Source organism: Streptomyces sp. NPDC007907 (genome assembly GCF_042959365.1).
Taxonomy (GTDB): Bacteria; Actinomycetota; Actinomycetes; order Streptomycetales; family Streptomycetaceae; genus Streptomyces; species Streptomyces indiaensis.
This window is the reverse complement of sequence record NZ_JBIBKR010000009.1, coordinates 60,845-82,492: the sequence shown is the minus strand read 5'-3', so window position 1 is coordinate 82,492 and position 21,648 is coordinate 60,845. Positions and strand designations below refer to the sequence as shown.

Sequence of the window (21,648 nt, the reverse complement as noted above, 5' to 3'; positions counted from 1 at the left end):
AGTGTTCACCGGAATCGTCGAAGAGCTGGGCGAGGTCACCGCCGTCGAGACCCTCGACGACGCCTGTCGCTTCCGCCTGCGAGGACCGGTCGTCACCCAAGGCACCAAGCACGGCGACTCGATCGCCGTGAACGGAGTGTGCCTGACGGTCGTCGAGCACGAGGGCGACGAGTTCACGGCCGACGTCATGGCCGAGACCCTGAACCGCTCCAGCCTCGGTGCCCTGAAGGCCGGCTCCCGCGTCAACCTCGAACGCCCCATGGCCGTCGGCGAACGCCTCGGCGGGCACATCGTGCAGGGCCATGTGGACGGCACCGGCGAGATCCTGGAGCGCAAGCCCTCCGAGAACTGGGAGATCGTCAAGATCTCCCTGCCTGCAGACCTCACCCGGTACGTCGTCGAGAAGGGCTCCATCACCGTCGACGGCATCAGCCTCACCGTCGTCGACGCGGGCCCCGACCACTTCACCGTCAGCCTCATCCCCACCACCCTCGACCTGACCACGCTCGGCCACAAGCAGCCCGGCGACCCGGTCAACCTCGAAGTGGACGTCATCGCCAAGTACGTCGAGCGGATGCTGGGCGACCGCGTGCAGGGGGCCCGCCGGTGAACACGCTGAACTCCGAGGCGTTCGTCCTCTTCGGACAGCACATCCTCTGGTCCGACATGGTCGGCAACCTCTTCGGCCTGGCCGCCCTCGCCCTCGGCTGGCGGCGCTCCATCTGGACCTGGCCCGTGCAGTTCCTGGCCGGACTCATCCTCTTCGGCGCCTTCTTCGGCCACCTCACCGGCAGCGCGGGCAAGCAGGCGGTCGTCATGATCGTCGCCCTGTACGGCTGGTGGCAGTGGCAGCGCGGCAAGGGCCAGGACGAGGACGGCCACATCGCCGTCCGGTTCGCCACCTGGCGCGAGCGCGCGGCCATGGCCGCGGCGGCCGCCGCCGGCACGGTCGCGGTGGCGCTGCTGTTCACGGCGTACCCGACCCTGTCCTGGGACCCCTGGCCGGACGCCTACATCTTCGTCGGCACGATCGTCGCCATGTACGCCCAGGCCCGCGGCATGGTCGAGTTCTGGTTCGCCTGGCTCCTCGTCGACCTCGTCGGCGTCCCCCTCAACTTCGCCAACGGCTACGCCTTCTCCGGCTTCGTCTACGTCATCTACGGCGCGCTCGTCCTGTGGGGCATGCGCGACTGGTGGCTGCGCTCGCGGCAGGCCGCGCGGCCCACCCTGGAAGGAGCGCCGGCATGAGCGCCACCACCGCCCTGTACAGCACCGACGACGTCGAGAACTTCACACTCGACCCCGTCGCACAGGCCATCGCCGACATCGCCGCCGGCCGCCCCGTCGTGGTCGTCGACGACGAGGACCGGGAGAACGAGGGCGACCTCGTCATCGCCGCCGAGAAGGCCACCCCCGAGATCGTCGCCTTCATGATGAGCGAGTGCCGCGGCCTGATCTGCGCCCCCATGGAGGGCGACGAACTGGACCGGCTGAAGCTCCCGCAGATGGTCGACGACAACACCGAGTCGATGAAGACCGCGTTCACGGTCTCCGTCGACGCCTCCGCCGCGCACGGCGTGAGCACCGGCATCTCGGCCTCCGACCGCGCCACCACCCTCCGGCTGCTCGCCGACGGAGTCTCCGAGCCCCACGACTTCGTCCGCCCCGGCCACATCTTCCCGCTGCGCGCCCGGCCCGGCGGCGTCCTCACCCGCAACGGGCACACCGAGGCCGCCGTCGACCTCGCCCGCCTCGCGGGCCTGCGTCCGGCCGGCGCCATCGTCGAGATCGCCGGCGAGGACGGCACGATGCTGCGCCTGCCCGAGCTGATCCCCTTCGCCCGCAAGCACGGCCTGACGATCATCTCCATCGAGGACCTGATCGCCTACCGGCGCAGCAGCGAACCCACCGTCCGCCGCGAGGCCAGGACCCAACTGCCCACCGCCCACGGCACCTTCACGGCCCACGGCTACCGCTCCATCGTCGACGGCGTCGAGCACGTCGCCCTGGTGCACGGCGAGATCGGCGACGGCCAGGACGTCCTCGTCCGTGTCCACTCCGAATGCCTCACCGGCGACGTCTTCGGCTCGGCCCGCTGCGACTGCGGCCCCCAGCTCGACGCCTCCCTCGCCCGCATCCAGGAGGAGGGCCGCGGCGTCGTGGTCTACCTGCGCGGACACGAGGGCCGCGGCATCGGCCTGATGTCCAAGCTGCGCGCCTACGAACTCCAGGAACGCGGCCGCGACACCCTCGACGCCAACCTCGAACTCGGCCTGCCCGCCGACGCCCGCGACTACGCGGCCGGCGCGCAGATCCTCGCCGACCTCGGCGTGCGCGGCGTCCGCCTGCTGACCAACAACCCCGACAAGACCGACGCGCTCGTCCGTCACGGCATCACGGTCAAGGCCCGCGTGCCGATGCCCGTGAACGCCGGCGAGCACAACCTCCGCTACCTGCGCACCAAGCGGGACCGGATGGGCCACGACCTGCCCTGGCTGGACACGACCACCGTGCCGGCCTGCGGCAACCAGTAAGAGAGCACAGAGGGAGCAACGTGAGCGGCAAGGGTGCACCGGAGCTGTCCGTACGCAATGTGGGTGACCTCCGGGTCGCCGTCATCGCGGCACAGTGGCACGAGAAGGTGATGAACGGCCTGGTCGACGGCGCCCTGCGCGCCCTGCACGACCTGGGTATCGACGAGCCGACCCTGCTCAGGGTCCCCGGCAGCTGGGAGCTCCCGGTCGTCGCCAAGGTCCTCGCCGGCCGCGGCTACGACGCGATCGTCGCCCTCGGCGTCGTCATCCGCGGCGGAACCCCCCACTTCGAGTACGTGTGCCAGGGCGTGACCCAGGGCCTCACCCAGGTCTCCGTCGACACCGGCGTCCCCGTCGGCTTCGGCGTGCTGACCTGCGACACCGAGGAACAGGCCCTGGACCGCGCCGGAATCGAAGGCTCCAACGAGGACAAGGGGCACGAGGCGGTGACGGCGGCGGTGGCGACCGCGGCCACCCTCCGCTCAGTATCCGAACCCTGGCGCTGACGAAGGGCACCCGTGGCATAGGCTGAGCGTCACCATGTCCAAGAAGACGTTCGAGGAGCTGTTCACCGAGCTCCAGCACAAGGCCGCCCAGGGCGACCCCGCCACTTCCCGCACCGCAGAACTGGTCGGGAAGGGTGTCCACGCCATCGGCAAGAAGGTCGTCGAAGAGGCCGCCGAGGTGTGGATGGCCGCCGAGTACGAGGGCAAGGAAGCCGCCGCCGAGGAGATCTCGCAGCTGCTGTACCACGTCCAGGTGATGATGGTCGCCCGCGGCATCTCCCTCGACGACGTCTACGCCCACCTGTAAGCCACACCCTGTTCCCCCAGCACCAGACACCACGCGAAGGAAGCCGACCTCATGCTGCGCATCGCCGTCCCCAACAAGGGTTCCCTGTCCGGCCCTGCGGCGGAGATGCTGCATGAGGCCGGCTACCAGCAGCGCCGCGAATCCAAGGAACTGCGGATCGTCGACCCGGTGAACGAGGTCGAGTTCTTCTACCTCCGCCCCCGCGACATCGCGATCTACGTCGCCTCCGGGCAGCTCGACATCGGCCTCACCGGCCGGGACCTGCTCATCGACTCCGGCGCCGAAGCCGAGGAGATCCTCCCGCTCGGCTTCGCCCGCTCCACCTTCCGCTACGCCACCAAGCCCGGCACGATCAGCGGCCTCGCGGACCTGACCGGCAAGACGATCGCCACCTCCTACGAGGGCATCGTCGCGGCCCACCTCGCCGAGCACGGCATCGACGCCTCCGTCGTCCACCTCGACGGCGCCGTCGAGACCGCCGTCCAGCTCGGCGTCGCCCAGGTCATCGCCGACGTCGTCGAGACCGGTACCTCGCTGCGCAACGCGGGCCTGGAGGTCGCCGGCGAGCCGATCATGCAGTCCGAGGCCGTCGTGATCCGCCGCACCGGCGCGGACGCCGACGACCCCAAGGTGCAGCAGTTCCTGCGCCGCCTCCAGGGCGTCCTGGTCGCCCGGACATACGTGATGATGGACTACGACTGCCGCGTGGAGCAGCTGGAGAAGGCCGTCGCCCTCACGCCCGGCCTGGAGTCGCCGACCGTCTCCCCGCTGCACAACGAGGGCTGGGTCGCCGTCCGCGCGATGGTCCCGGCCAAGGAAGCCCAGCGGATCATGGACGACCTGTACGACATCGGCGCCCGGGCCATCCTGACCACGGCCATCCACGCCTGCCGTCTCTGAGGGGCGTATCCGAGATGTCCGATCTGCCCACCTTGCCCGTCACGTTCCGGCCGGGCAGCACCCGCGTGGTGCTGCTCACCGCGGCCGTCGCGATCTTCGTCGTGATCACGGCCGTCGCGATGCTGCTGAAGCTCAGTCCCGGCGAGCGGGCCAGCTTCATCTTCACGGCGCTGCTACTGGACGCCGTGCTGCTCCTGCTGGCGCGTCCCAAGGTCGCCGTCGACGAGGACGGCGTCACTGTCGTCAATCTCACGAACAAGCGCCGGCTGGAGTGGGCGGAGATCCTCCAGGTGACCCTCCGGCCCGGCGACCCCTGGGTGTTCCTCAACCTCAGCGACGGCACCAGCCTGCCTGCTCTGGGCATCCAGCCGGGCCTCGCCAAGCAGCGCGCGATCGCCGACGCCCGCGCCCTGCGGGCCCTCGTCGAGGCCCGTTCCGCGGCGGACCCCGAGGGGCATCGAGGCTGAATCGGGGCATCCTCCGGGTGGCCGCCACTGCCGCACCGGGCCCTGTCTTGATTAATCTGTTGGCGGAGGCGTGACGGATGCGCCTCCGCCTCTGTCGCCCCGACCGGTGCGCAGAGGCCCCTGCTCACCGAGGAGTGACACCCTCCGGCGATGGACGGATCGTCCTGCAGTACCTGCGCCGCCCCCTGCCGACATAGCGCGGACCCCGTGTTCGAGGTCCGCGACCGTGCGGAGGCGGCGGCATCATGACCACCCCCCTGCTGCTCCTCGCAGCCGCGTTCCTGCTGATCCTCGCCAACGGATTCTTCGTGGCGGCCGAATTCGGACTCGTGACGGTCGAACGGCCCGAGGCCGAGAAGGCCGCCGCCGAGGGCGACCGGCGCGCCCACCGTGTCGTGGAATCGCTCAAGGAGCTGTCCTTCCAGCTCTCCGGCACCCAGCTCGGCATCACCATCACCTCCCTCGTCGTCGGCATGCTCGCCGAACCGGCGCTCGCCGGGCTGCTGCACGGCCCGTTCACCTCGGTCGGCATCCCCGAGGGAGCCGTCTCCGGAGTCACGGTCGTGGTCGGCATGCTGCTGGCCTCCGCCGTGCAGATGGTGATCGGCGAGCTCCTGCCCAAGAACTGGGCGGTGTCCCGGCCGCTGCAGGTCGCCCGCTTCGTCGCGGGCCCGCAGCACGTCTTCGCCCGGCTGTTCCGCCCGGTCATCGCCGGTCTCAACGCCGTCGCGAACCGGCTCGTGCGTGCCCTGGGCATCGAGCCCGCCGAGGAGCTGGCCTCCGCCCGCACCCCCGGCGAACTCGTCTCCCTGGCCCGCCACTCGGCTCTGGCCGGCGCCCTGGAGCAGGACACGGCCGACCTGTTCGTCCGCACCTTGTCGCTGGGCGAACTCACCGCGCAGCACGTGATGACGCCGCGCGTGAAGGTCAGCGCCCTGCAGTCCTCCGCCACCGCCGAGGACGTCGTCAACCTGACCCGCGCCACCGGCCTGTCCCGCTTCCCGGTCTACCGGGAGAAGATCGACGAGGTCGTCGGCATGGCCCACCTCAAGGACGCCCTCGCCGTGCCCGTCGGCGACCGGCTGCGCACCCCCGTCGGCCACATCGCCCGCCCGGCGCTGCTCGTCCCCGAGACGCTGCCGGTACGGCCGCTGCTGGCCCGGCTGCGCAGCGAGCAGCCCATCGCGGTCGTCGTCGACGAGTACGGCGGCACCGCCGGTGTCGTCACGCTGGAGGACATCGTCGAGGAGATCGTCGGCGAGGTCCGTGACGAGCACGACGGCCACGACCTGCCCGAGCTGGCCGCCGTGCCGCCGGAGGACGGCAAGCCCGCCTGGGACGTCGACGGCAGCTGCCGCGTCGACGTCCTGCAACGCATAGGCCTCGAGGTGCCCGAGGGCCCCTACGAGACCGTCGCGGGCCTGATCGCCGACCTGCTGGGCCGTATCCCGGCCGTCGGCGACAAGGCGGAGCTGCCCGGCTGGCGCCTTTCGGTGCGCCAGATCGGCCACTACCGCGCGGAACGGGTCCGGCTGGTGCGGACCGCCCCGGTCGTCTCCATGGCGGAGGCCGTCCGATGAGCGTGCTCCAGCTTCTCTTCGCCGCGCTGCTCGTGCTCGCCAACGGGTTCTTCGTCGGCGCCGAGTTCGCGCTCGTCTCCGTACGCCGCAGCCAGATCGAACCGCTCGGCACCGCCCGCTCCCGGCAGGTCCTCTACGGGCTGGAGCGGCTTCCGCAGATGATGGCGGCGGCCCAGTTCGGCATCACCGTCTGCTCGCTGACCCTGGGCGCGGTCGCCGAACCGACCGTCGCGCACCTGCTGGAGCCGGTCTTCGAGTGGATCCACCTGCCGCACGGCATGATCCACCCGCTGACCTACGTCGTCGCCCTCGCCGCCGTGGTCTTCTTCCACCTCGTGATCGGCGAGATGCTTCCGAAGAACCTGGCGATGGCGGCCCCCGAGAAGGTCGCGCTGTGGCTCAGCCCCGGCCTGGTCTGGTTCGCCCGCTTCTGCAGGCCGATCACCGCCGCCCTCGGCGCGGTCTCGCAGGGCATCCTGCGGCTCTTCCACGTCGAGCCCAAGGACGAGGTCGAGGCCGTCTTCACCAGCGAGCAGCTCAACCGGCTGGTGGAGGACGCCGGCCAGGCGGGCCTGCTCGACCCGGAGGAGGCCGAACACCTGGAGGACGCCCTGGAGCTGGGCTCCCGCCCGGTGACGGACGTCCTGCTGAAGCGTGAGTCGCTGGTGACGGTCAGCCCGTCGGTCACCCCCGGGCGTATCGTCGAACTCACGTCCCGCACCGGCTACTCCCGGTTCCCGGTCGCCGCGGACAACGGCGCGTTCATGGGATACCTGCACGTCAAGGACGTCCTCGACCTGGAGGACTCGGACCGGGCCGTGCCGCAGCACCTGTGGCGTCCCATGACGACCCTGCGGTCCGAGCTGCCGCTCGACGACGCGCTGACGGTGATGCGGCGGGCGGCGACGCATCTGGCGCAGGTCGCCGATGCGTCCGGCAAGGTGCTCGGGCTGGTCGCGCTGGAGGACGTGCTGGAGCTGCTGGTGGGGGAGGTGCGGGATCCCGCGCACCGGGAGGTGCGCGAGGTGAAGCTGACCGAGCCGAGGTCCGGTGAAGAGGTGCTGGCGACCTAGCAGCGTGGCTGTGGGGGCTGGTCGCGCGGTTCGCCGCGCCCCTGGGTGGGTGCCCTGCCTGGGGGCGTGGGAGCTGCGCGACCAGCCCCCCACCGGCCCGCGGCCGACGAAGTCACATGGCCGACGGGTCCTGTGGCCCCCGCCCCGACAAGACCTCCCCGTACGCCTGCATCAGATCCGGCAACCGCAGCGTCGCCAGATCGTCCCGCCCCAGCGCCCCGGGATACACGGACAGCCGCAGATCCCGGTACGCGCAGCTCTTCTCGTACAGCGTCCGCAGGAACCGCCCGTTGCCCAGCTCGTCGATCCACCCCTGGTCGACCACGTGCCCGGCGATGGACCGCAGCTCGTCGAGGGCCTCCTCGTCCCACAGGTCGCCGTTCTCGGCCGCCAGCACCTTGCCGATCTCGGTGAGTTCGAGCGGCCGGTACGAGGGGAAGTCGACGCGGGTGGTGAAACGGGACGACAGCCCCGGGTTCGCGGCGAGCAGGCGGTCCATGCCCTCCGGGTAGCCGGCCAGGATCACCACAAGGTGGTCCCGGTTGTCCTCCGCGCGCTTCAGCAGCACCTGAAGGGCCTCGTCGCCGTACGCGTCCCCCTTGCCGTAGCCCGAGTTGGACAGGGAGTAGGCCTCGTCGACGAAGAGGACGCCCCCGAGGGCGGAGTCGATCAGTTCGTTCGCCTTCACGGCCGTCTGACCGAGGTACTCCCCGACCAGATCGGCCCGCTGCGCCTCCACGAGGTGGTCGCCCCCGAGCAGTCCCAGGGCGTAGAAGACCCGGCCCAGGATGCGGGCGACGGTGGTCTTGCCGGTGCCGGAGGGGCCGGAGAAGACGAAGTGGCGTTTCGGCGGCTGGACCGGCAGGCCCTGCCCGGCGCGCAGCCGGGCCATGTTCAGCTGCGCCGACAACGCCTTGACCTGGCGCTTCACCGGTGCCAGCCCCACCATACGTTCCAGCTCGGCGAGCGCCTCCTCCAGTAACGCCGGGTCGGTGGGCCCGGCGGGCAGGGAAGGAGAGGGGCCGCTCCTCTCGCGGAACGGCGGGCCCGCCACCGGCGGCAGGGGAGCGATCGGCGGCTCGGGGTCGGGCAGTCGCAGATCGCGCCCCTCCGGACCGAAGAGCGGGTCCAACGCGTCCGGCCCGTCCACGACGTCCTGGCCCGTGCCGGTGAGCGTGATCGCCGCGAGGCCGGTGGCGTCGTCGTACCCGTCGCCCTCGGCGATCGCGGCGAGCCGGGCGGAGGTGTCCATGAAGGCGGGGTCGACGCGGTGCACCGCCCGGTACAGGGGCAGGGCGGCGGCGCTGCGGCCGGTGCCCTCGTGCGCCCGGGCCAGCCAGTAGCGCAGCTCCTTGCGCTGGGGCTGTTCGCTGCGGCAGCGCATCAGCGCGGCGGAGAGCAGAGGTTCGGCCTGGCCGTACATCTCCAGGCGCACCCGGGCCATACCGCCGAACAGGCCCGCCTCGATGCCGAGCACCGGGTCGTCGAGCAGGGGATCGGTGTGGCGGACCAGTTGCTCCCAGTCCTTGACCAGATAGGCGCGGCAGGAGTGCAGGAAGCGGACCTGGTGGTCGGTGTCCACGGGCGGCAGCCCGGCGAGGGCCCGGTCCAGTTCGGGGACGTGACGGCCGTCCAGCCAGTGGGAGGCGTGCGCGAGCAGCAGATCGCGGGGGCTCTCCAGCACCGGCTGCACCCACCAGCCCAGCCAGTACCAGGAGTTGAGGGCGCGGCGGTAGCGGGTGCGCTGCTCACCGAAACGGTCGCGGTGCCGGAACATCCGCAGCAGCGCGGTCGTGGTGTCGACGCGCAGCGCGTGCAGCCCCAGCCAGCCGTCGGCCATCCCGGAGTCCATCCGCACGGCGGCCCGGAACTCCTCCTCCGCCTGCGGATACGCGCCCATGGTGTAGGCGTCCACGCCTCGCAGCCAGGCGAGGTCGGCCGGGGCCTGTGGGCCCTGCGCGCCGAAGTCCATCACGTCCCCCACAAACCGTGCCCCCGTCGGTATGCCAACGAGCCGTCCCCCGGCCGGCTGCCCTGCTCGAACCGTTGTGCCACGGACCGGAGTTGCACTGTGCCGAAGCAACCGTCCGTAGGTCGCAACGAGGGCATCGTACCCGCGGGGGCGGCGCCCCCGTAGGGTGCCTCACGGGGCGTTCGGGGAGGTGGGAGCGGATGCGGCGGACGCGTGCGCGGTGACACTGGGTGAGCGCTCGGCGCCCGGCGGCGGCCGGGAATCCGGAAGAGGGCAGAACGAAGCCCCCGATCACGGGGGAACAACCGGGGGCTTCGCGTCTGTGGGCGGCTCCGATGCCGCTCATTGAGAACGTAAGACCTGTACGGGGCAGCGGTCAAGCCGAGTTGGAGCACTCCGGCAACTTGTCCCGCAAGGCCTTTCACGAGTTCAGCACACAGCGGGCGGTCCGTCACCGTCCGTGAGGGACTGGTCCGGTCCAACCGTCCCGGCAGGTCCCCCGAGCACCTCGTATCCCTGGTCCCGCTGGCGTACCAGCAGGTCGGCGAACGGCCGCGAGGGGTCGTCGGTGAAGTGCCGGCGCTCCGCCGGGACCCACCTGTCCCAGAACTCCCGCTGCTCCTCTCCGTCCCGTGAGCGGCCCCGCGCCCAGGCATCCTCGCGCGGCAGCTCCATCCACAGCAGCAGGGCCAGGTACGGGCGCAGGGCCCGGCGTCCCGCGCCGACGCCCTCGAGGAGGACAACCGGGGCGGGCGGGAGCGGGCGAGGGGAGCCGAAGCGGCGGGCCCTCCAGTCGTAGGGGGCGTAGTGCGCGGTGCGGCCCCGGGCGAATGGTTCGACGACCTGGTCCAGCAGGCGGCCGGTCCAGTCGAACAACGCGTCGTGGCTCGCGATGTCGTCGAGGCGCAGTACCGGCACACCTCCCAGCGCCGCGGACAACTCGCCGGCGAACGTGCTCTTCCCGGATCCCGCGTGCCCGTCGACCCCGACGAGCCGGACCGGGCCGCAAGAGGGGGCCAGGCGGCGGATGCGGGCGGCCAGATCGCGGACGCCGGGGCCCGGTGCGGGGCGGAAGGACGGATTCATCTCGCTCCGCACTCTAACGAGGGCGTCCGCACCGCGGATGCCGCAGGCCGGCGGGTCCGCCCCGGGTGCCACTGGTCGACGCCAATATTGGTGGGCGCGGCACGCGTCGAAGTGCTGGCAGGACGGGGCGGGCTGTGCTCATATGTGGCGCACGCACGGATACGACCGCCGTGCACGGACCTGGCCCGCACCTGCCCGACTCCGACATCCGGGGGCCCCGCCATGCGCAGAGCCGAACAGCCGTCCCGCAGAACCGTCCTGGCCGCCGCGGTGGCCGCCGCCGTCACCGCGGGCGCGGGCCCGGCGGCAGCCGACCCCGAGGCTCCGACGACGGCCGACACCGCAGACCCCGCCCGGGCCGTCCCGGCCCGCACTGTCGACAACCGGTTCTGGTTCGCGTACGGCGACTGGTCCGGCGGCACGATGAAGGGCACCCGGGCCGTGGCGGGCACCCGCCCGGGCCTGGTGATCGCGAAGGCGGCCGGGACGTTGCGGTACACGGACCCGCACACCGGCACCACCGCCGCCTGGGAGTACGGCACCTGGACGTCCCCCGTCCACCGGCTCGCCGTCCCCGCGACCGAGGCGATCGTCTCCTGGAACGCGCACACACCGGCCGGCACCTGGATCCAGGCCGAGATCAAGGGCACCTACACCGACGGTTCCAGCACGCCCTGGTACGTCATGGGCCGCTGGGCGGCCGGCGACCGGGACATCCGGCGCACCTCGGTCGACGACCAGAGCGACGGCAAGAGCAGCGTCTGGACCGACACCCTCGCGATCGACGACCCGGCAACCGGCCTGCGTCTCGTCTCCTACCGGCTGCGCCTGACCCTCTACCGCAAGCCCGGCACCCAGCTCACCCCCACCGTGTGGCGGCTCGGCGCGATGGGCTCCGACGTGCCCGACCGGTTCACCGTCCCGGCCTCCAGGCCCGGCGTGACGAAGGAACTGGCCGTCCCGCGGTACTCGCAGGAGATCCACAAGGGCCAGTACCCCGAGTACGACAACGGCGGCGAGGCCTGGTGCAGCCCGACGTCCTCCCAGATGATCATCGAGTACTGGGGCGGCCGGCTCACCGACGCGCAGTTGGACTGGGTCGATCCCGCGTACGCCGACCCGCAGGTGTGCCACGCGGCCCGCTTCACCTACGACTACCAGTACGCGGGCTGCGGCAACTGGCCGTTCAACGCCGCCTACGCGGCCACGTTCAAGGACCTGCAGGGCGTCGTCACCCGGCTCGGCTCCCTCACCGACCTGGAGACGCTGATCGCCGCGGGCATCCCGGCCATAACGTCCCAGTCGTTCCTGAAGGAGGAGCTGACCGGCGCGGGGTACGGCACCGCCGGGCACCTGATGACCGTCGTCGGCTTCACCGCCGACGGCGACGTGATCGCCAACGACCCGTTCTCGCCGACCAACGAGGCCGTGCGGCGCGTCTACCGGCGGCGTGAATGGGAGAACATCTGGCTCAGGACCAAGAGGTACAACGCCTCCGGCAAGGTGGTCTCGGGCACCGGAGGCGTCTGCTACCTGTACTTCCCGGCGCGCCCGAGCGCGGCCCAGCGCAAGGCACTGGCGGCGGTGGGCGTCCGCGTGTGACCGGCCTTACGGCCGTGCTGCCGCCTCGACTGGCAAGGTGGACGGACCCCGGGGGGAGTCCGTCCGCACCAGCGACCCAGTGAGCAGCCATGACCGCACAGTCAGCCACCGTCCTCCGCGCCCGCACCGGCGGCCCCCGTGACGACGGCCCGAAGATCGTCGAACACGTCCTGGGCTGGACCCTCGTCGTGGTCGTCGCGATGCTCGTGACCCGGCTCGGGCTGCTGTGACCTGACCCACGGCCCTGGGGTGAGGCCTGCCATACTGCGGAGGTCCCACCCCGCCCGTTGAGACCAGGGTCGAAATTGAATATCAGCCCCCAGCCTGCCGCGCGCCCCAGAGCCCGCGGCACCGAGCGCTCGATGGCGCGCCGTGCCGAACTCATCGCCATCGGGCGGAGGTTGTTCGCCGACACGTCCTACGACGCGCTGTCGATGGACGACATCGCCCGGCAGGCGCACGTCGCCAAGGGGTTGATCTACTACTACTTCCAGTCCAAGCGCGGCTACTACCTGGCCATCGTCCAGGACTCGGTCGCCGAGCTGCTGGCCCTCGCGGCGAGCGGTCTGGAACTGCCCCCGGTCGACCGGGTCCAGCGCACCATCGACAGTTATCTGCGCTACGCCGAGCACAACCACGCCGCATACCGCACGATCGTGAGCGGTGGCGTCGGCTTCGACACCGAGGTGCACGCCATCCGCGACGGGGTGCGCGAGGCCGTCGTGACCACCATCGCCGAGGGCGCGTACGGCCGTGCCGACATCACCCCGCTGGCGCGGATGGGCCTGCTGTCCTGGGTGTGCGGCGTCGAGGGCGCCACACTCGAATGGATCGACCGTCCCGAGCTGGCCCGGGACACCATGTGCGAGTTGCTGGTGAAGACCCTCGGCGGTGCCCTGCGCGCGATCGAGGAACTCGACCCCGCCCACCAGGCGCCGCAGCCCGCGCGCCGGGGTCTGTGAGCGAGGGGCGAAGGGCCGTCGCGGGCCCTCCGCCCCGATGGCCGTCTGCTACCTGATCGCCTTGATGAGCTCGCCGTTCGCCGTGTCGCCGCTCAGCTCCCAGAAGAACGTGCCGCCCAGGCCCTGCCGGTTCTTGTAGTCCATCTTGGTGCCGATGGTCGCCGGGGTGTCGTAGCTCCACCAGTTGGCACCGCACTTGGCGTACGCCGTGCCGGCCACCGTCCCCGTCGCCGGGCACTTGGTCTTGAGCACCTTGTAGTCCTCGATGCCCTGCTCGTAGGTGCCCGCCGCGGGGCCGGTCGCGGTGCCACCCGGTGCCGCCTGGGTGACGCCGGTCCAGCCACGGCCGTAGAAGCCGATGCCGAGCAGCAGCTTCGAGGCGGGGATGCCGAGGCCCTTGAGCTTGGCGATGGTCGCCGAGCTGTGGTTGTCCGCCTTGGGAATGCCGGCGTACGAGGTCAGCGGCGAGTGCGGGGCCGTGGGTCCGGCGGCGTCCCAGGCGCCGAAGAAGTCGTAGGTCATCGGGTTGTACCAGTCGACGTACGGGGCGGCGCCCGCGTAGTCCGCCGCGTCGATCTTGCCGCCGGGGGTGGCGTCGGCGGTGATCGCCGCGGTGACGAGGTTCCGCGAGCCGAACTTGGCCCGCAGCGCCTGCATCAGGTTCCGGAAGGCCGCCTTGCCGCTGGTGTCGCAGGTGGCGCCGCAGGCGTTCGGGTACTCCCAGTCGATGTCGATGCCGTCGAAGACGTCGGCCCACTTGGAGTTCTCGACGAGGTCGTAGCAGGACTGGGCGAAGGCGGCCGGGTTCCTGGCGGCCTCGCCGAAGCCGCCGGACCAGGTCCAGCCGCCGAAGGACCACAGGACCTTGAGGTTCGGGTGCTTCTGCTTCAGCTTGCGCAGCTGGTTGAAGTTGCCGCGCAGCGGCTGGTCCCAGGTGTCGGCCTTGCCGTCGACGGACTCGGCGGCGGTGTAGGCCCGGTCGGTGGCGGCGTAGCCGTCGCCCATGGCGCACTTGCCGCCGGTGACGTTGCCGAAGGCGTAGTTGATGTGGGTGAGCCTGCCGCCCGACCCGGACGTCTCGATGTTCTTGACGTAGTACTTGCGGTCGTAGGTGCCCCATTCGGTGAAGTAGCCGATGACCTTGGATCCGGCTGCCTCGGCCCGGGGAGCGGCCTTCGATGCTGCGGCGGCCTCCTGAGCCGAGGTCGCCGCGGTGGCGGAGGTGCCCGCCCCGGCCAGCAGGCCGGCGCCGAGGGCGGCGCAACAGGCCGCGGACAGGAGGGTCCGGAAGCGGGAACGGTGGGGGGTGTGCATCCGATGTCTCCTCGTGGGGAGAGGGGAACGCGCGCCGATTGGCATGAACGCGGTGAATCGGTGGAGCGAAACAGTAGGAGGACTAGACCAGTTGGGTCAATGGTGCGGACCAATTTCCCCGCCCCGGACGCACTCGGCCCTTTCTTGAAGTAAGCGGTCGTTAACTGGTGACGGGATGCCTCCGATCGGGCATACTCACAGCGCACAGCCGCTGGTCAGCAGCTTCCGAGACCCGGGACTGCAAGCATCGGCCAGGCACCAGAACGACCCGGCGGCGTCGCCCCCACCCATGGGCCCGTCCGCCAGTGCCCGACAGGGAGGAGAGCGTCGCCATGCCCGACCGCGCCCCGCAGCCGGTGGACCGACAACTGCCCACGGAGGAGGCCCGGGACCTGATCTCGCTCGTGCGTGACATCGCGCAGCAGGAGATCATCCCGAAGGCCGCCGAGGAGGAGGACGCCGGCCGCTTCCCGCGTGAGCTGTTCACACTGCTCTCCCGCTCCGGACTGCTCGGCCTGCCGTACGACTCCGAGTACGGGGGCGGCGACCAGCCCTACGAGGTCTATCTGCAGGTCCTGGAGGAGCTCGCCGCGGCCCGCCTCACCGTCGGCCTCGGGGTCAGCGTGCACTCCCTGGCGTCCTACGCCCTCGCCGCCTACGGCACCAAGGAGCAGCAGATCGAGCACCTGCCGGCGATGCTCGGCGGCGGCCTGCTCGGCGCCTACTGCCTCTCCGAGCCGCACTCCGGATCGGACGCCGCGGCCCTGCGCACCAAGGCCGTGCGTGACGGCGACGACTGGGTGATCACCGGCACGAAGGCCTGGATCACCCACGGCGGGATCGCCGACTTCTACACGGTCATGGCCCGCACCGGCGAGGAGGGGCCGCGTGGGATCACGGCCTTCCTGGTGCCGGGTGACGCGGAGGGCGTGAGCGCCGCGGTGCCCGAGAAGAAGATGGGCATGAAAGGCTCGCCCACCGCGCAGGTCCACTTCGACGGCGTCCGCGTCGGGGACGACCGCCGCATCGGCGAGGAGGGGCAGGGCTTCGCGATCGCCCTGTCCTCGCTCGACTCGGGGCGGCTCGGCATCTCGGCGTGCGCGATCGGCGTGGCGCAGGCCGCGCTCGACGAGGCGGTGTCCTACGCGTCCGAGAGGCGCCAGTTCGGCAAGCCGATCGCCGACTTCCAGGGGCTGCGCTTCATGCTCGCCGACATGGCCACCCAGATCGAGGCGGGCCGTGCGCTCTATCTCTCGGCGGCGCGGCTGAAGGACGCCGGCCGGCCGTTCGCGAAGCAGGCCGCCATGGCCAAGCTGCACTGCACCGACACGGCGATGCGGGTAACCACCGACGCCGTGCAGATCCTCGGCGGCTACGGCTACACCGCCGACTTCCCGGCCGAGCGCTACATGCGCGAGGCCAAGGTGCTGCAGATCGTGGAGGGCACCAACCAGATCCAGCGGATGGTCATCGCCCGCCATCTCGCTGGTCCAGAGGCACGCTGAACTGGTCGAGGCCCCGCCAGGGGGCCGCGAGCCGCATCCACTCCGGGTCGTGCCGGCCCGGGAGGGTGCGGCCGCCTTCGGCCCACGTGCGCATCAAGTCGCGGTAGATCGGCGGGTCCTGGTAGCGGGGCGGAGCGGGCCGAACCGATTCTGCGGGCGGCGGGACGTAGAGGAGGCGCTGACGCCCTGTCGCTGAGGAGATGGGGGTCATACCAGGGCAACGCGGCGAAGCCCGGACAGGTCACCGGAAGGTGGAATCGGGCGTTCGTTCAATGCCGCACGCGTGCCGGCCGTCCGGCGCCGCGCACCCGCGTGCGCGCCTGCATGTGTATGGCGCCGCGTGCCCGGTGTTCCGTCCGGTGCCGCGCGTCCGTTCCGGGCGCACCGAACCGCACCACGGCGTCCTGCCGGCCGTGGTGCGGTTCGGCTGCGGAAGTGGAGCGAGCGGGCGAGGAGGCCCGCGCTCAGGCCGCCTGGCGGCGCATGACGGGGACCCTGAGGGGGCGCGAGCCCGGGCCGCCGACGTGCGAGAAGGGCTGGGTCCGCCAGTCGAGCCCCTGAGGGAGCGTCAACAGCAGTGCGGTGTCCTGCTCCTGGGGTTCCACGGACTCGTCCGCGGGGCGGGCGTCCGTGGCCCTGCGGCCGGTACCGGCGCAGACCGTCAGTCCGAAGGGGTTCCACGGCGAGGCACACAGCGCGTGCTCCGGCAGAACCTCCTCGTCCGCCAGCAGGGCGATGGGCTGCGCGCAGTCCGGGCAGACGACCCGGAACATCTCGAACGTGTCGTAGGCGTCGAGTTCGTCGTCGTAGGCGTCGCGTTCGACGCCCTCCGGCTCGGGCTCGACGACGAGCTGCCGCTTGGGTGCGGTGCGACCAGGGCGCTTAAGACTCTGCATTGGGTTCTCCCCCTCGGGCTGGGCCGTATCAGGCACTGCGGCCTCGACCACAGCAAGCACTTCCCGTCCCCCCTGGGCGGTAATCACGAAGCCATTACGGAGCCTGTTCGAGCCATGTGGCGTTCGTCACACGCCCCGCGCGGATGTCCACTGCGGTGTGTTTGTCCCCCGGACGGCTGACGGTCGTCCTCCGGCACATCACGAACCGGGCATGAGCCGGGCTGCTCAGGTATCCGAGGAGATCAACGGCACTGTAGGTTCTTGCGCCATGGAGGAGCTGGACCGACAGATCGTGCAGCTGCTCGTCAAGGACGGGCGGACGAGCTACACCGACCTGGGCAAGGCCACGGGGTTGTCCACGTCGGCCGTGCATCAGCGGGTGCGGCGGCTGGAGCAGCGGGGCGTCATCCGGGGCTACGCCGCCGTCGTCGACCCGGAGGCCGTCGGGCTGCCGATGACGGCGTTCATCTCCGTGAAACCGTTCGACCCCAGCGCACCGGACGACATCGCGGACCGGCTGGCCGGCGTGCCGGAGATCGAGGCGTGCCACAGCGTCGCGGGCGACGAGAACTACATCCTGAAGGTGCGGGTGGCGACGCCGCACGAGCTGGAGGAGCTGCTGGCACGGGTGCGGTCGCTGGCCGGGGTGTCGACCCGGACGACGGTGGTGCTGTCCACGCCGTACGAGGCGCGCCCGCCGCGGATCTGACCGTCGGTTGCGGGGTGCGGGTCGTGCGTTGTCCGCGCAGGTCCCGCGTCCCTGATGCGGGCATCGCCCCTCGCCCCTGTGAGACTGTGCTCCATGAGTGAGTCCACCGCCCCGCCCAAGACCGTTCTTCTCCGCCGCGGAGAGGTCCACAGCCCTGCCGACCCCTTCGCCACCGCGATGGTCGTGGAGCGCGGGCAGGTGGCCTGGGTGGGGTCCGAGGGGGCCGCCGACGCCTTCGCGGACGGGGTCGACGAGGTGGTCGACCTGGACGGGGCACTGGTCACCCCGGCGTTCACCGATGCGCATGTGCACACCACCGCGACGGGTCTCGCCCTGACCGGTCTCGATCTGTCCCGCGCCCCCTCCCTGGAAGCCGCCCTCGCCCTCGTACGCGACTTCGCCGCCGCCCGCCCGGACGACCGCGTCCTGCTCGGGCACGGCTGGGACACGGCCCGCTGGCCCGAAGGCCGGCCCCCGACGCGGGCCGAGCTCGACGCCGCCGCCGGACACCGGCCCCTCTACCTCAGCCGGATCGACGTCCACTCGGCGGTCGTGAGCACCGCCCTGCTCGATCTGGTGCCGGACCTCGCCCGGGTGGACGGACCGCTCACCGCCGACGCCCACCACGCCCTGCGGGCCGCCGCGTTCGCGGCCGTGACGCCCCGGCAGCGCACCGAGGCGCAGCGCGCCGCGCTGGCGCACGCCGCGTCGCTCGGCATCGGCACGGTCCACGAGTGCGCCGGGCCGGAGATCTCCTCCGAGGACGACTTCACCGGCCTGCTGCGCCTCGCGCGGGAGGAGCCCGGGCCGCGGGTCGTCGGCTACTGGGCCGAGCAGGACGTCGCCAAGGCGAGGGAACTGGGCGCGGCCGGCGCCGCGGGAGACCTGTTCGTCGACGGCGCCCTCGGCTCGCACACCGCCTGTCTGCACCAGCCGTACGCCGACGCCGGGCACACCGGAATCGCCTACCTGGACGCCGACGCGGTCGCGGCGCACGTCGTGGCCTGCACCGAGTCGGGCCTGCAAGCCGGATTCCACGCCATCGGCGACGCGGCCGTGGACGCCGTGGTGGAGGGTGTGCGCGCCGCCGCCGAGAAGGTCGGGCTCTCCAGGGTCCGGGCCGCCCGGCACCGCGTCGAACACGCCGAGATGCTCACTCCGGAGAGTGTCGCCGCCTTCGCCGAGCTCGGCCTCACGGCGTCGGTGCAGCCCGCGTTCGACGCCCTGTGGGGCGGCGAGGAGGGCATGTACGCACAGCGCCTGGGAGCGGAGCGGGCACGCGGTCTGAACCCCTTCGCGGCCCTGCTGCGCGCCGGGGTCCCGCTCGCCTTCGGCTCCGACAGCCCCGTGACCCCGCTCGACCCGTGGGGCACGGTCCGGGCCGCCGCCTTCCACCGCACGCCGGAGCACCGCGTCTCCGTGCGCGCCGCGTTCACGGCGCACACGCGCGGCGGCTGGCGGGCCGTGGGCCGTGACGACGCGGGCGTTCTGGTCCCCGGCGCCCCCGCCGACTACGCCGTCTGGCGCACCGGCGAACTCGTCGTCCAGGCCCCCGACGACCGCGTCGCCCGCTGGTCGACGGACCCCCGCTCCGGCACCCCGGGTCTGCCCGACCTCACTCCGGGCCATGACCTGCCCGTCTGTCTGCGCACCGTGGTGGGCGGACGCACGGTCTCCGTAGGGCCGGGCGAGTGATCTACGGGGGTGGCGCGCACTAAGTCGTGCGCCGCGCCGCCGTCGCGCGACCTGCGCATCCTCGGCCCTGACCAGGGCTTTGGCGCAAGACCCGCAGGTCGAACGGCTGTTGACAGGCGGCCGCACGAGGCCGGTAGGTTCGGCCGAGTCCACCACCGGACGCCCGACCGGAGAACGTCCGAGCACTCGCCGCGGCGCCGCCGGGTCAGGGACGGTGTGCCGCACCGGGGCACCGTCACTGGGAGCCAGGCTCAGGCCGGTGCAGCGCCGAGGGACGCTTCCGGCCGGTCGGGGAGGTGTGACCCGGGTGGGGCCCGCGCGCTCAGTAGACAACGGCTTTCGGTCGATCCGCAGCCAGCGGATCCCAGGTCGGCCCGAAGGGCGCCGGGCCCCCATCCGCCGCACGTCCGCACCCGGGGCGCACTCCTGCCTCCCCCGTCTTTCGGATTCGACACCACGATTCGAACGTCCTGTCACGTCATCGCAGGCGGGGCCCACTATGGTGGACCCCTGCGTATGAACATGAAGGGGCAGCAGTGAACGACGGCGACGGAACCCTCGCGGGAGAAGCCCAGGTGAGGAAGTTCGGCCCGCTCGGCACGGCCTTGGTGATCATCCCGACCTACAACGAGGCGGAGAACATCAAGAGCATCGTCGGCCGGGTACGCAAGGCCGTCCCCGAGGCGCACGTGCTCGTGGCCGACGACAACAGCCCGGACGGCACGGGCAAGCTGGCCGACGAGCTGGCCGTCGAGGACGACCAGGTCCACGTGCTGCACCGCAAGGGCAAGGAAGGCCTGGGCGCCGCCTACCTCGCGGGCTTCCGCTGGGGCTTGGAGCGCGACTACGGCGTGCTGATCGAGATGGACGCCGACGGCTCCCACCAGCCCGAGGAACTGCCCCGTCTGCTCACCGCCCTCAAGAGCGCCGACCTGGTGCTGGGATCGCGCTGGGTGCCGGGCGGCCGGGTGGTGAACTGGCCGAAGTCCCGCGAGGTGATCTCCCGGGGCGGCAGCCTCTACAGCCGGCTGGCGCTCGACCTGCCGCTGCGCGACATCACCGGCGGCTACCGTGCCTTCCGCCGCGAGACCCTGGAGGGGCTCGGCCTCGACGAGGTCGCCTCCCAGGGGTACTGCTTCCAGGTCGACCTGGCCCGCCGTGCGGTCAAGGCCGGCTACCAGGTGATCGAGGTGCCCATCACGTTCGTCGAGCGTGAACTGGGCGACTCCAAGATGAGCCGCGACATCCTCGTCGAGGCGCTGTGGCGCGTCACCGCGTGGGGCGTGGGGGAGCGGGTCGGCAAGGTCACGGGACGCGGACGCGGGGGCACGTCCCCGAAGGCGTGAACGCGCGCCGTTCCCGGAGCGGCCGTGCACAGAAACAGCTGATGGCGGCCTTATCCCGCGCTGAGCCGACGCCAGGCACACTGGGTGCATGACGACTGGCGCTCAGACCCCGCTTCCCCCTGCCCGGCCCAAGCGCTCCCGGCTGCGTACGTTCCTGCCGCTGGGTGTCGCCGCGTGGCTCGTGCTGGAGATCTGGCTGCTCACGCTGCTCGCGGGGGCGACCAGCGGGCTGGTGGTCCTCCTCGTGCTGCTGGCGGGTCTCGTCCTCGGCGCGGTCGTCATCAAGCGGGCCGGGCGGAGGGCTTTCCGCAAGCTCTCCGAGGCGCTGCAACAGCAGCAGAGCGGGGTGATGCCGGAAGCGGCCCGGCCGAACAGCGAGGGCAACGGCCTGATGATGCTGGGCGGCCTGCTGCTGATGATCCCCGGTCTCGCGTCGGACGCGGTGGGCCTGCTCCTGCTGCTGCCGCCGGTCCAGAAGATCGTGAGCCGCTCGGCGGAGCGCACGTTCGAGCGCAAGCTCCGGGAGGCCGGCGCGGGCTCCTTCGGCGGCGCCTTCCAGCAGGACCGTATGCACCGACCCGACGGCAAGGTCGTGCAGGGCGAGGTCATCAGGGATGAGCCGGGTGACGCCCCGCAGCGACCGCGCCCGCCGCTGACGCACTGAGCCGCCCGCCGTCCGCCGTTCTCCCGGAAGCACCGAAGACCGCGGGCGCCGTACTTCTCGTACGGCGCCCGCGGTCTTGTGATGCGCTGTTGTTCGGGCCAGGCCCTGGGGGACTAGGCCGACTTGCGGCTGTCACGGGGATGAACAGCGATGTTCATCGCGCCGGAACGCAGCACCGCCAGGCGCTCCTCGAGGACCTCTTCGAGCTCCTCACGGGTGCGCCGCTCCATCAGCATGTCCCAATGCGTACGCGCGGGCTTGCCCTTCTTCTCTTCAGGGACATCGCCGTCCACGAGGAGTGCCTGGGCCCCACAGACCTTGCACTCCCACTCCGGCGGGATCTCCGCCTCGACCGAGAAGGGCATCTCGAACCGGTGCCCCTTCTCGCATGCGTACTCCACGGCCTGGCGCGGGGCCAGGTCGATGCCGCGGTCCGTCTCGTAGCTGGTCACCACGAGGCGCGTGCCGCGAAGAGCTCGCTCACTCATGAATCGTGCCTCCCGGGCTTGTCGCCCACAGGACAGGTGTCG

General features: G+C 71.6%; 22 protein-coding genes. 17 read left to right on the top strand and 5 right to left on the bottom strand.

The features are described 5' to 3' along the window. The first annotated feature begins 1 nt into the window (after position 1). The 9 genes from ACFZDI_RS32010 to ACFZDI_RS31970 all read left to right on the top strand — a co-directional run bounded on the left by ACFZDI_RS32010 (position 2) and on the right by ACFZDI_RS31970 (position 7,367). Positions 2-610: a riboflavin synthase gene (locus tag ACFZDI_RS32010; RefSeq protein WP_391255385.1), complete on the top strand. Its 609-nt coding sequence runs from the start codon at positions 2-4 to the stop codon at positions 608-610. Then, positions 607-1,248: a nicotinamide mononucleotide transporter family protein gene (locus tag ACFZDI_RS32005; protein WP_234845117.1), complete on the top strand. Its 642-nt coding sequence runs from the start codon at positions 607-609 to the stop codon at positions 1,246-1,248. The genes ACFZDI_RS32010 and ACFZDI_RS32005 overlap by 4 nt, the downstream gene beginning before the upstream one ends. After that, positions 1,245-2,534 (top strand): bifunctional 3,4-dihydroxy-2-butanone-4-phosphate synthase/GTP cyclohydrolase II, encoded by a 1,290-nt coding sequence (locus ACFZDI_RS32000; RefSeq protein ID WP_234845118.1) that lies wholly within the window; start codon positions 1,245-1,247, stop codon positions 2,532-2,534. Before ACFZDI_RS32005 ends, ACFZDI_RS32000 begins: the two co-directional genes overlap by 4 nt. A gap of 20 nt (positions 2,535-2,554) precedes the next feature. After that, a complete protein-coding gene (gene ribH / locus ACFZDI_RS31995; protein ID WP_185009030.1) occupies positions 2,555-3,040 on the top strand; it encodes a 6,7-dimethyl-8-ribityllumazine synthase in 486 nt (161 codons plus the stop codon). 34 nt (positions 3,041-3,074) lie between these two features. Next, entirely contained in the window at positions 3,075-3,347 is a 273-nt protein-coding gene (locus ACFZDI_RS31990; RefSeq protein ID WP_019983911.1) for a phosphoribosyl-ATP diphosphatase, read from the top strand. 51 nt (positions 3,348-3,398) lie between these two features. Then, positions 3,399-4,247 (top strand): ATP phosphoribosyltransferase, encoded by an 849-nt coding sequence (gene hisG, locus ACFZDI_RS31985; protein WP_234845119.1) that lies wholly within the window; start codon positions 3,399-3,401, stop codon positions 4,245-4,247. Positions 4,248-4,261: 14 nt separating this feature from the next. Next, complete coding sequence (locus tag ACFZDI_RS31980; RefSeq protein WP_391255381.1) at positions 4,262-4,714, top strand: PH domain-containing protein; 453 nt, start codon at positions 4,262-4,264, stop codon at positions 4,712-4,714. 245 nt (positions 4,715-4,959) lie between these two features. After that, positions 4,960-6,294: a hemolysin family protein gene (locus ACFZDI_RS31975; RefSeq protein ID WP_234845121.1), complete on the top strand. Its 1,335-nt coding sequence runs from the start codon at positions 4,960-4,962 to the stop codon at positions 6,292-6,294. Continuing rightward, positions 6,291-7,367, top strand: a complete 1,077-nt coding sequence (locus ACFZDI_RS31970) for a CNNM domain-containing protein (RefSeq protein ID WP_391255378.1) — start codon at positions 6,291-6,293, stop codon at positions 7,365-7,367. Before ACFZDI_RS31975 ends, ACFZDI_RS31970 begins: the two co-directional genes overlap by 4 nt. Before the next feature lie 112 nt (positions 7,368-7,479). Here the strand turns inward: ACFZDI_RS31970 and ACFZDI_RS31965 are convergent, their stop codons facing one another. Both ACFZDI_RS31965 and ACFZDI_RS31960 read right to left on the bottom strand, forming a co-directional pair. Then, on the bottom strand, positions 7,480-9,339 hold the full coding sequence (locus tag ACFZDI_RS31965; RefSeq protein ID WP_234845123.1) for an AAA family ATPase: 1,860 nt from the start codon (positions 9,337-9,339) through the stop codon (positions 7,480-7,482). Positions 9,340-9,768: 429 nt separating this feature from the next. Next, positions 9,769-10,425 (bottom strand): uridine kinase, encoded by a 657-nt coding sequence (locus tag ACFZDI_RS31960; protein ID WP_391255373.1) that lies wholly within the window; start codon positions 10,423-10,425, stop codon positions 9,769-9,771. 222 nt (positions 10,426-10,647) lie between these two features. On the opposite strand from ACFZDI_RS31960, the gene ACFZDI_RS31955 reads away from it, so the two are divergent. The 3 genes from ACFZDI_RS31955 (at position 10,648) to ACFZDI_RS31945 (ending at position 12,989) form a co-directional block, all read left to right on the top strand. Next, entirely contained in the window at positions 10,648-12,027 is a 1,380-nt protein-coding gene (locus tag ACFZDI_RS31955; RefSeq protein ID WP_391255370.1) for a C39 family peptidase, read from the top strand. An 89-nt stretch (positions 12,028-12,116) separates the two neighbouring features. Further along, entirely contained in the window at positions 12,117-12,257 is a 141-nt protein-coding gene (locus ACFZDI_RS31950) for an SCO1431 family membrane protein (protein WP_234845126.1), read from the top strand. A gap of 75 nt (positions 12,258-12,332) precedes the next feature. Next, positions 12,333-12,989, top strand: coding sequence for a TetR/AcrR family transcriptional regulator (locus ACFZDI_RS31945; RefSeq protein ID WP_234845127.1), 657 nt, complete (start codon positions 12,333-12,335; stop codon positions 12,987-12,989). A gap of 48 nt (positions 12,990-13,037) precedes the next feature. Here the strand turns inward: ACFZDI_RS31945 and ACFZDI_RS31940 are convergent, their stop codons facing one another. Further along, entirely contained in the window at positions 13,038-14,303 is a 1,266-nt protein-coding gene (locus tag ACFZDI_RS31940; protein WP_391255366.1) for a glycosyl hydrolase family 18 protein, read from the bottom strand. A 332-nt stretch (positions 14,304-14,635) separates the two neighbouring features. Between ACFZDI_RS31940 and ACFZDI_RS31935 the strand changes: the two genes are divergently transcribed. Then, positions 14,636-15,808, top strand: coding sequence for an acyl-CoA dehydrogenase (locus ACFZDI_RS31935; protein ID WP_234845129.1), 1,173 nt, complete (start codon positions 14,636-14,638; stop codon positions 15,806-15,808). Positions 15,809-16,272: 464 nt separating this feature from the next. Here the strand turns inward: ACFZDI_RS31935 and ACFZDI_RS31930 are convergent, their stop codons facing one another. Further along, positions 16,273-16,704: a hypothetical protein gene (locus ACFZDI_RS31930; RefSeq protein ID WP_234845130.1), complete on the bottom strand. Its 432-nt coding sequence runs from the start codon at positions 16,702-16,704 to the stop codon at positions 16,273-16,275. Positions 16,705-16,972: 268 nt separating this feature from the next. Here ACFZDI_RS31930 and ACFZDI_RS31925 point away from each other — a divergent pair, with 268 nt between their 5' ends. The 4 genes from ACFZDI_RS31925 (at position 16,973) to fxsA (ending at position 21,118) form a co-directional block, all read left to right on the top strand. Continuing rightward, the gene (locus ACFZDI_RS31925; protein WP_234845131.1) at positions 16,973-17,413 is read left to right on the top strand and encodes an Lrp/AsnC family transcriptional regulator; all 441 of its coding nucleotides are present in this window, start codon (positions 16,973-16,975) and stop codon (positions 17,411-17,413) included. 93 nt (positions 17,414-17,506) lie between these two features. Continuing rightward, positions 17,507-19,108 (top strand): amidohydrolase family protein, encoded by a 1,602-nt coding sequence (locus ACFZDI_RS31920; RefSeq protein ID WP_391255360.1) that lies wholly within the window; start codon positions 17,507-17,509, stop codon positions 19,106-19,108. 536 nt (positions 19,109-19,644) lie between these two features. Continuing rightward, positions 19,645-20,454: a polyprenol monophosphomannose synthase gene (locus ACFZDI_RS31915; RefSeq protein ID WP_234845133.1), complete on the top strand. Its 810-nt coding sequence runs from the start codon at positions 19,645-19,647 to the stop codon at positions 20,452-20,454. 88 nt (positions 20,455-20,542) lie between these two features. Beyond that, entirely contained in the window at positions 20,543-21,118 is a 576-nt protein-coding gene (gene fxsA, locus ACFZDI_RS31910) for an FxsA family membrane protein (RefSeq protein ID WP_391255356.1), read from the top strand. Positions 21,119-21,231: 113 nt separating this feature from the next. On the opposite strand, the gene ACFZDI_RS31905 is transcribed toward fxsA, so the two are convergent. Continuing rightward, complete coding sequence (locus ACFZDI_RS31905; protein ID WP_030247095.1) at positions 21,232-21,606, bottom strand: RNA polymerase-binding protein RbpA; 375 nt, start codon at positions 21,604-21,606, stop codon at positions 21,232-21,234. Positions 21,607-21,648: the final 42 nt, after the last annotated feature.

Coding starts and splice junctions, on each gene's coding strand:
- ACFZDI_RS31930 (WP_234845130.1), bottom strand. CDS start 16,704: ATGCAGAGTCTTAAGCGCCCTGGTCGCACCGCACCCAAGCGGCAGCTC.
- ACFZDI_RS31990 (WP_019983911.1), top strand. CDS start 3,075: ATGTCCAAGAAGACGTTCGAGGAGCTGTTCACCGAGCTCCAGCACAAG.
- ACFZDI_RS31935 (WP_234845129.1), top strand. CDS start 14,636: ATGCCCGACCGCGCCCCGCAGCCGGTGGACCGACAACTGCCCACGGAG.
- ACFZDI_RS31905 (WP_030247095.1), bottom strand. CDS start 21,606: ATGAGTGAGCGAGCTCTTCGCGGCACGCGCCTCGTGGTGACCAGCTAC.
- ACFZDI_RS31980 (WP_391255381.1), top strand. CDS start 4,262: ATGTCCGATCTGCCCACCTTGCCCGTCACGTTCCGGCCGGGCAGCACC.
- ACFZDI_RS31920 (WP_391255360.1), top strand. CDS start 17,507: ATGAGTGAGTCCACCGCCCCGCCCAAGACCGTTCTTCTCCGCCGCGGA.
- ACFZDI_RS31960 (WP_391255373.1), bottom strand. CDS start 10,425: ATGAATCCGTCCTTCCGCCCCGCACCGGGCCCCGGCGTCCGCGATCTG.
- ACFZDI_RS31950 (WP_234845126.1), top strand. CDS start 12,117: ATGACCGCACAGTCAGCCACCGTCCTCCGCGCCCGCACCGGCGGCCCC.
- ACFZDI_RS31965 (WP_234845123.1), bottom strand. CDS start 9,339: ATGGACTTCGGCGCGCAGGGCCCACAGGCCCCGGCCGACCTCGCCTGG.
- ACFZDI_RS31975 (WP_234845121.1), top strand. CDS start 4,960: ATGACCACCCCCCTGCTGCTCCTCGCAGCCGCGTTCCTGCTGATCCTC.
- fxsA (WP_391255356.1), top strand. CDS start 20,543: ATGACGACTGGCGCTCAGACCCCGCTTCCCCCTGCCCGGCCCAAGCGC.
- ACFZDI_RS31970 (WP_391255378.1), top strand. CDS start 6,291: ATGAGCGTGCTCCAGCTTCTCTTCGCCGCGCTGCTCGTGCTCGCCAAC.
- ACFZDI_RS32000 (WP_234845118.1), top strand. CDS start 1,245: ATGAGCGCCACCACCGCCCTGTACAGCACCGACGACGTCGAGAACTTC.
- ACFZDI_RS31955 (WP_391255370.1), top strand. CDS start 10,648: ATGCGCAGAGCCGAACAGCCGTCCCGCAGAACCGTCCTGGCCGCCGCG.
- ACFZDI_RS31940 (WP_391255366.1), bottom strand. CDS start 14,303: ATGCACACCCCCCACCGTTCCCGCTTCCGGACCCTCCTGTCCGCGGCC.
- hisG (WP_234845119.1), top strand. CDS start 3,399: ATGCTGCGCATCGCCGTCCCCAACAAGGGTTCCCTGTCCGGCCCTGCG.
- ACFZDI_RS31925 (WP_234845131.1), top strand. CDS start 16,973: ATGGAGGAGCTGGACCGACAGATCGTGCAGCTGCTCGTCAAGGACGGG.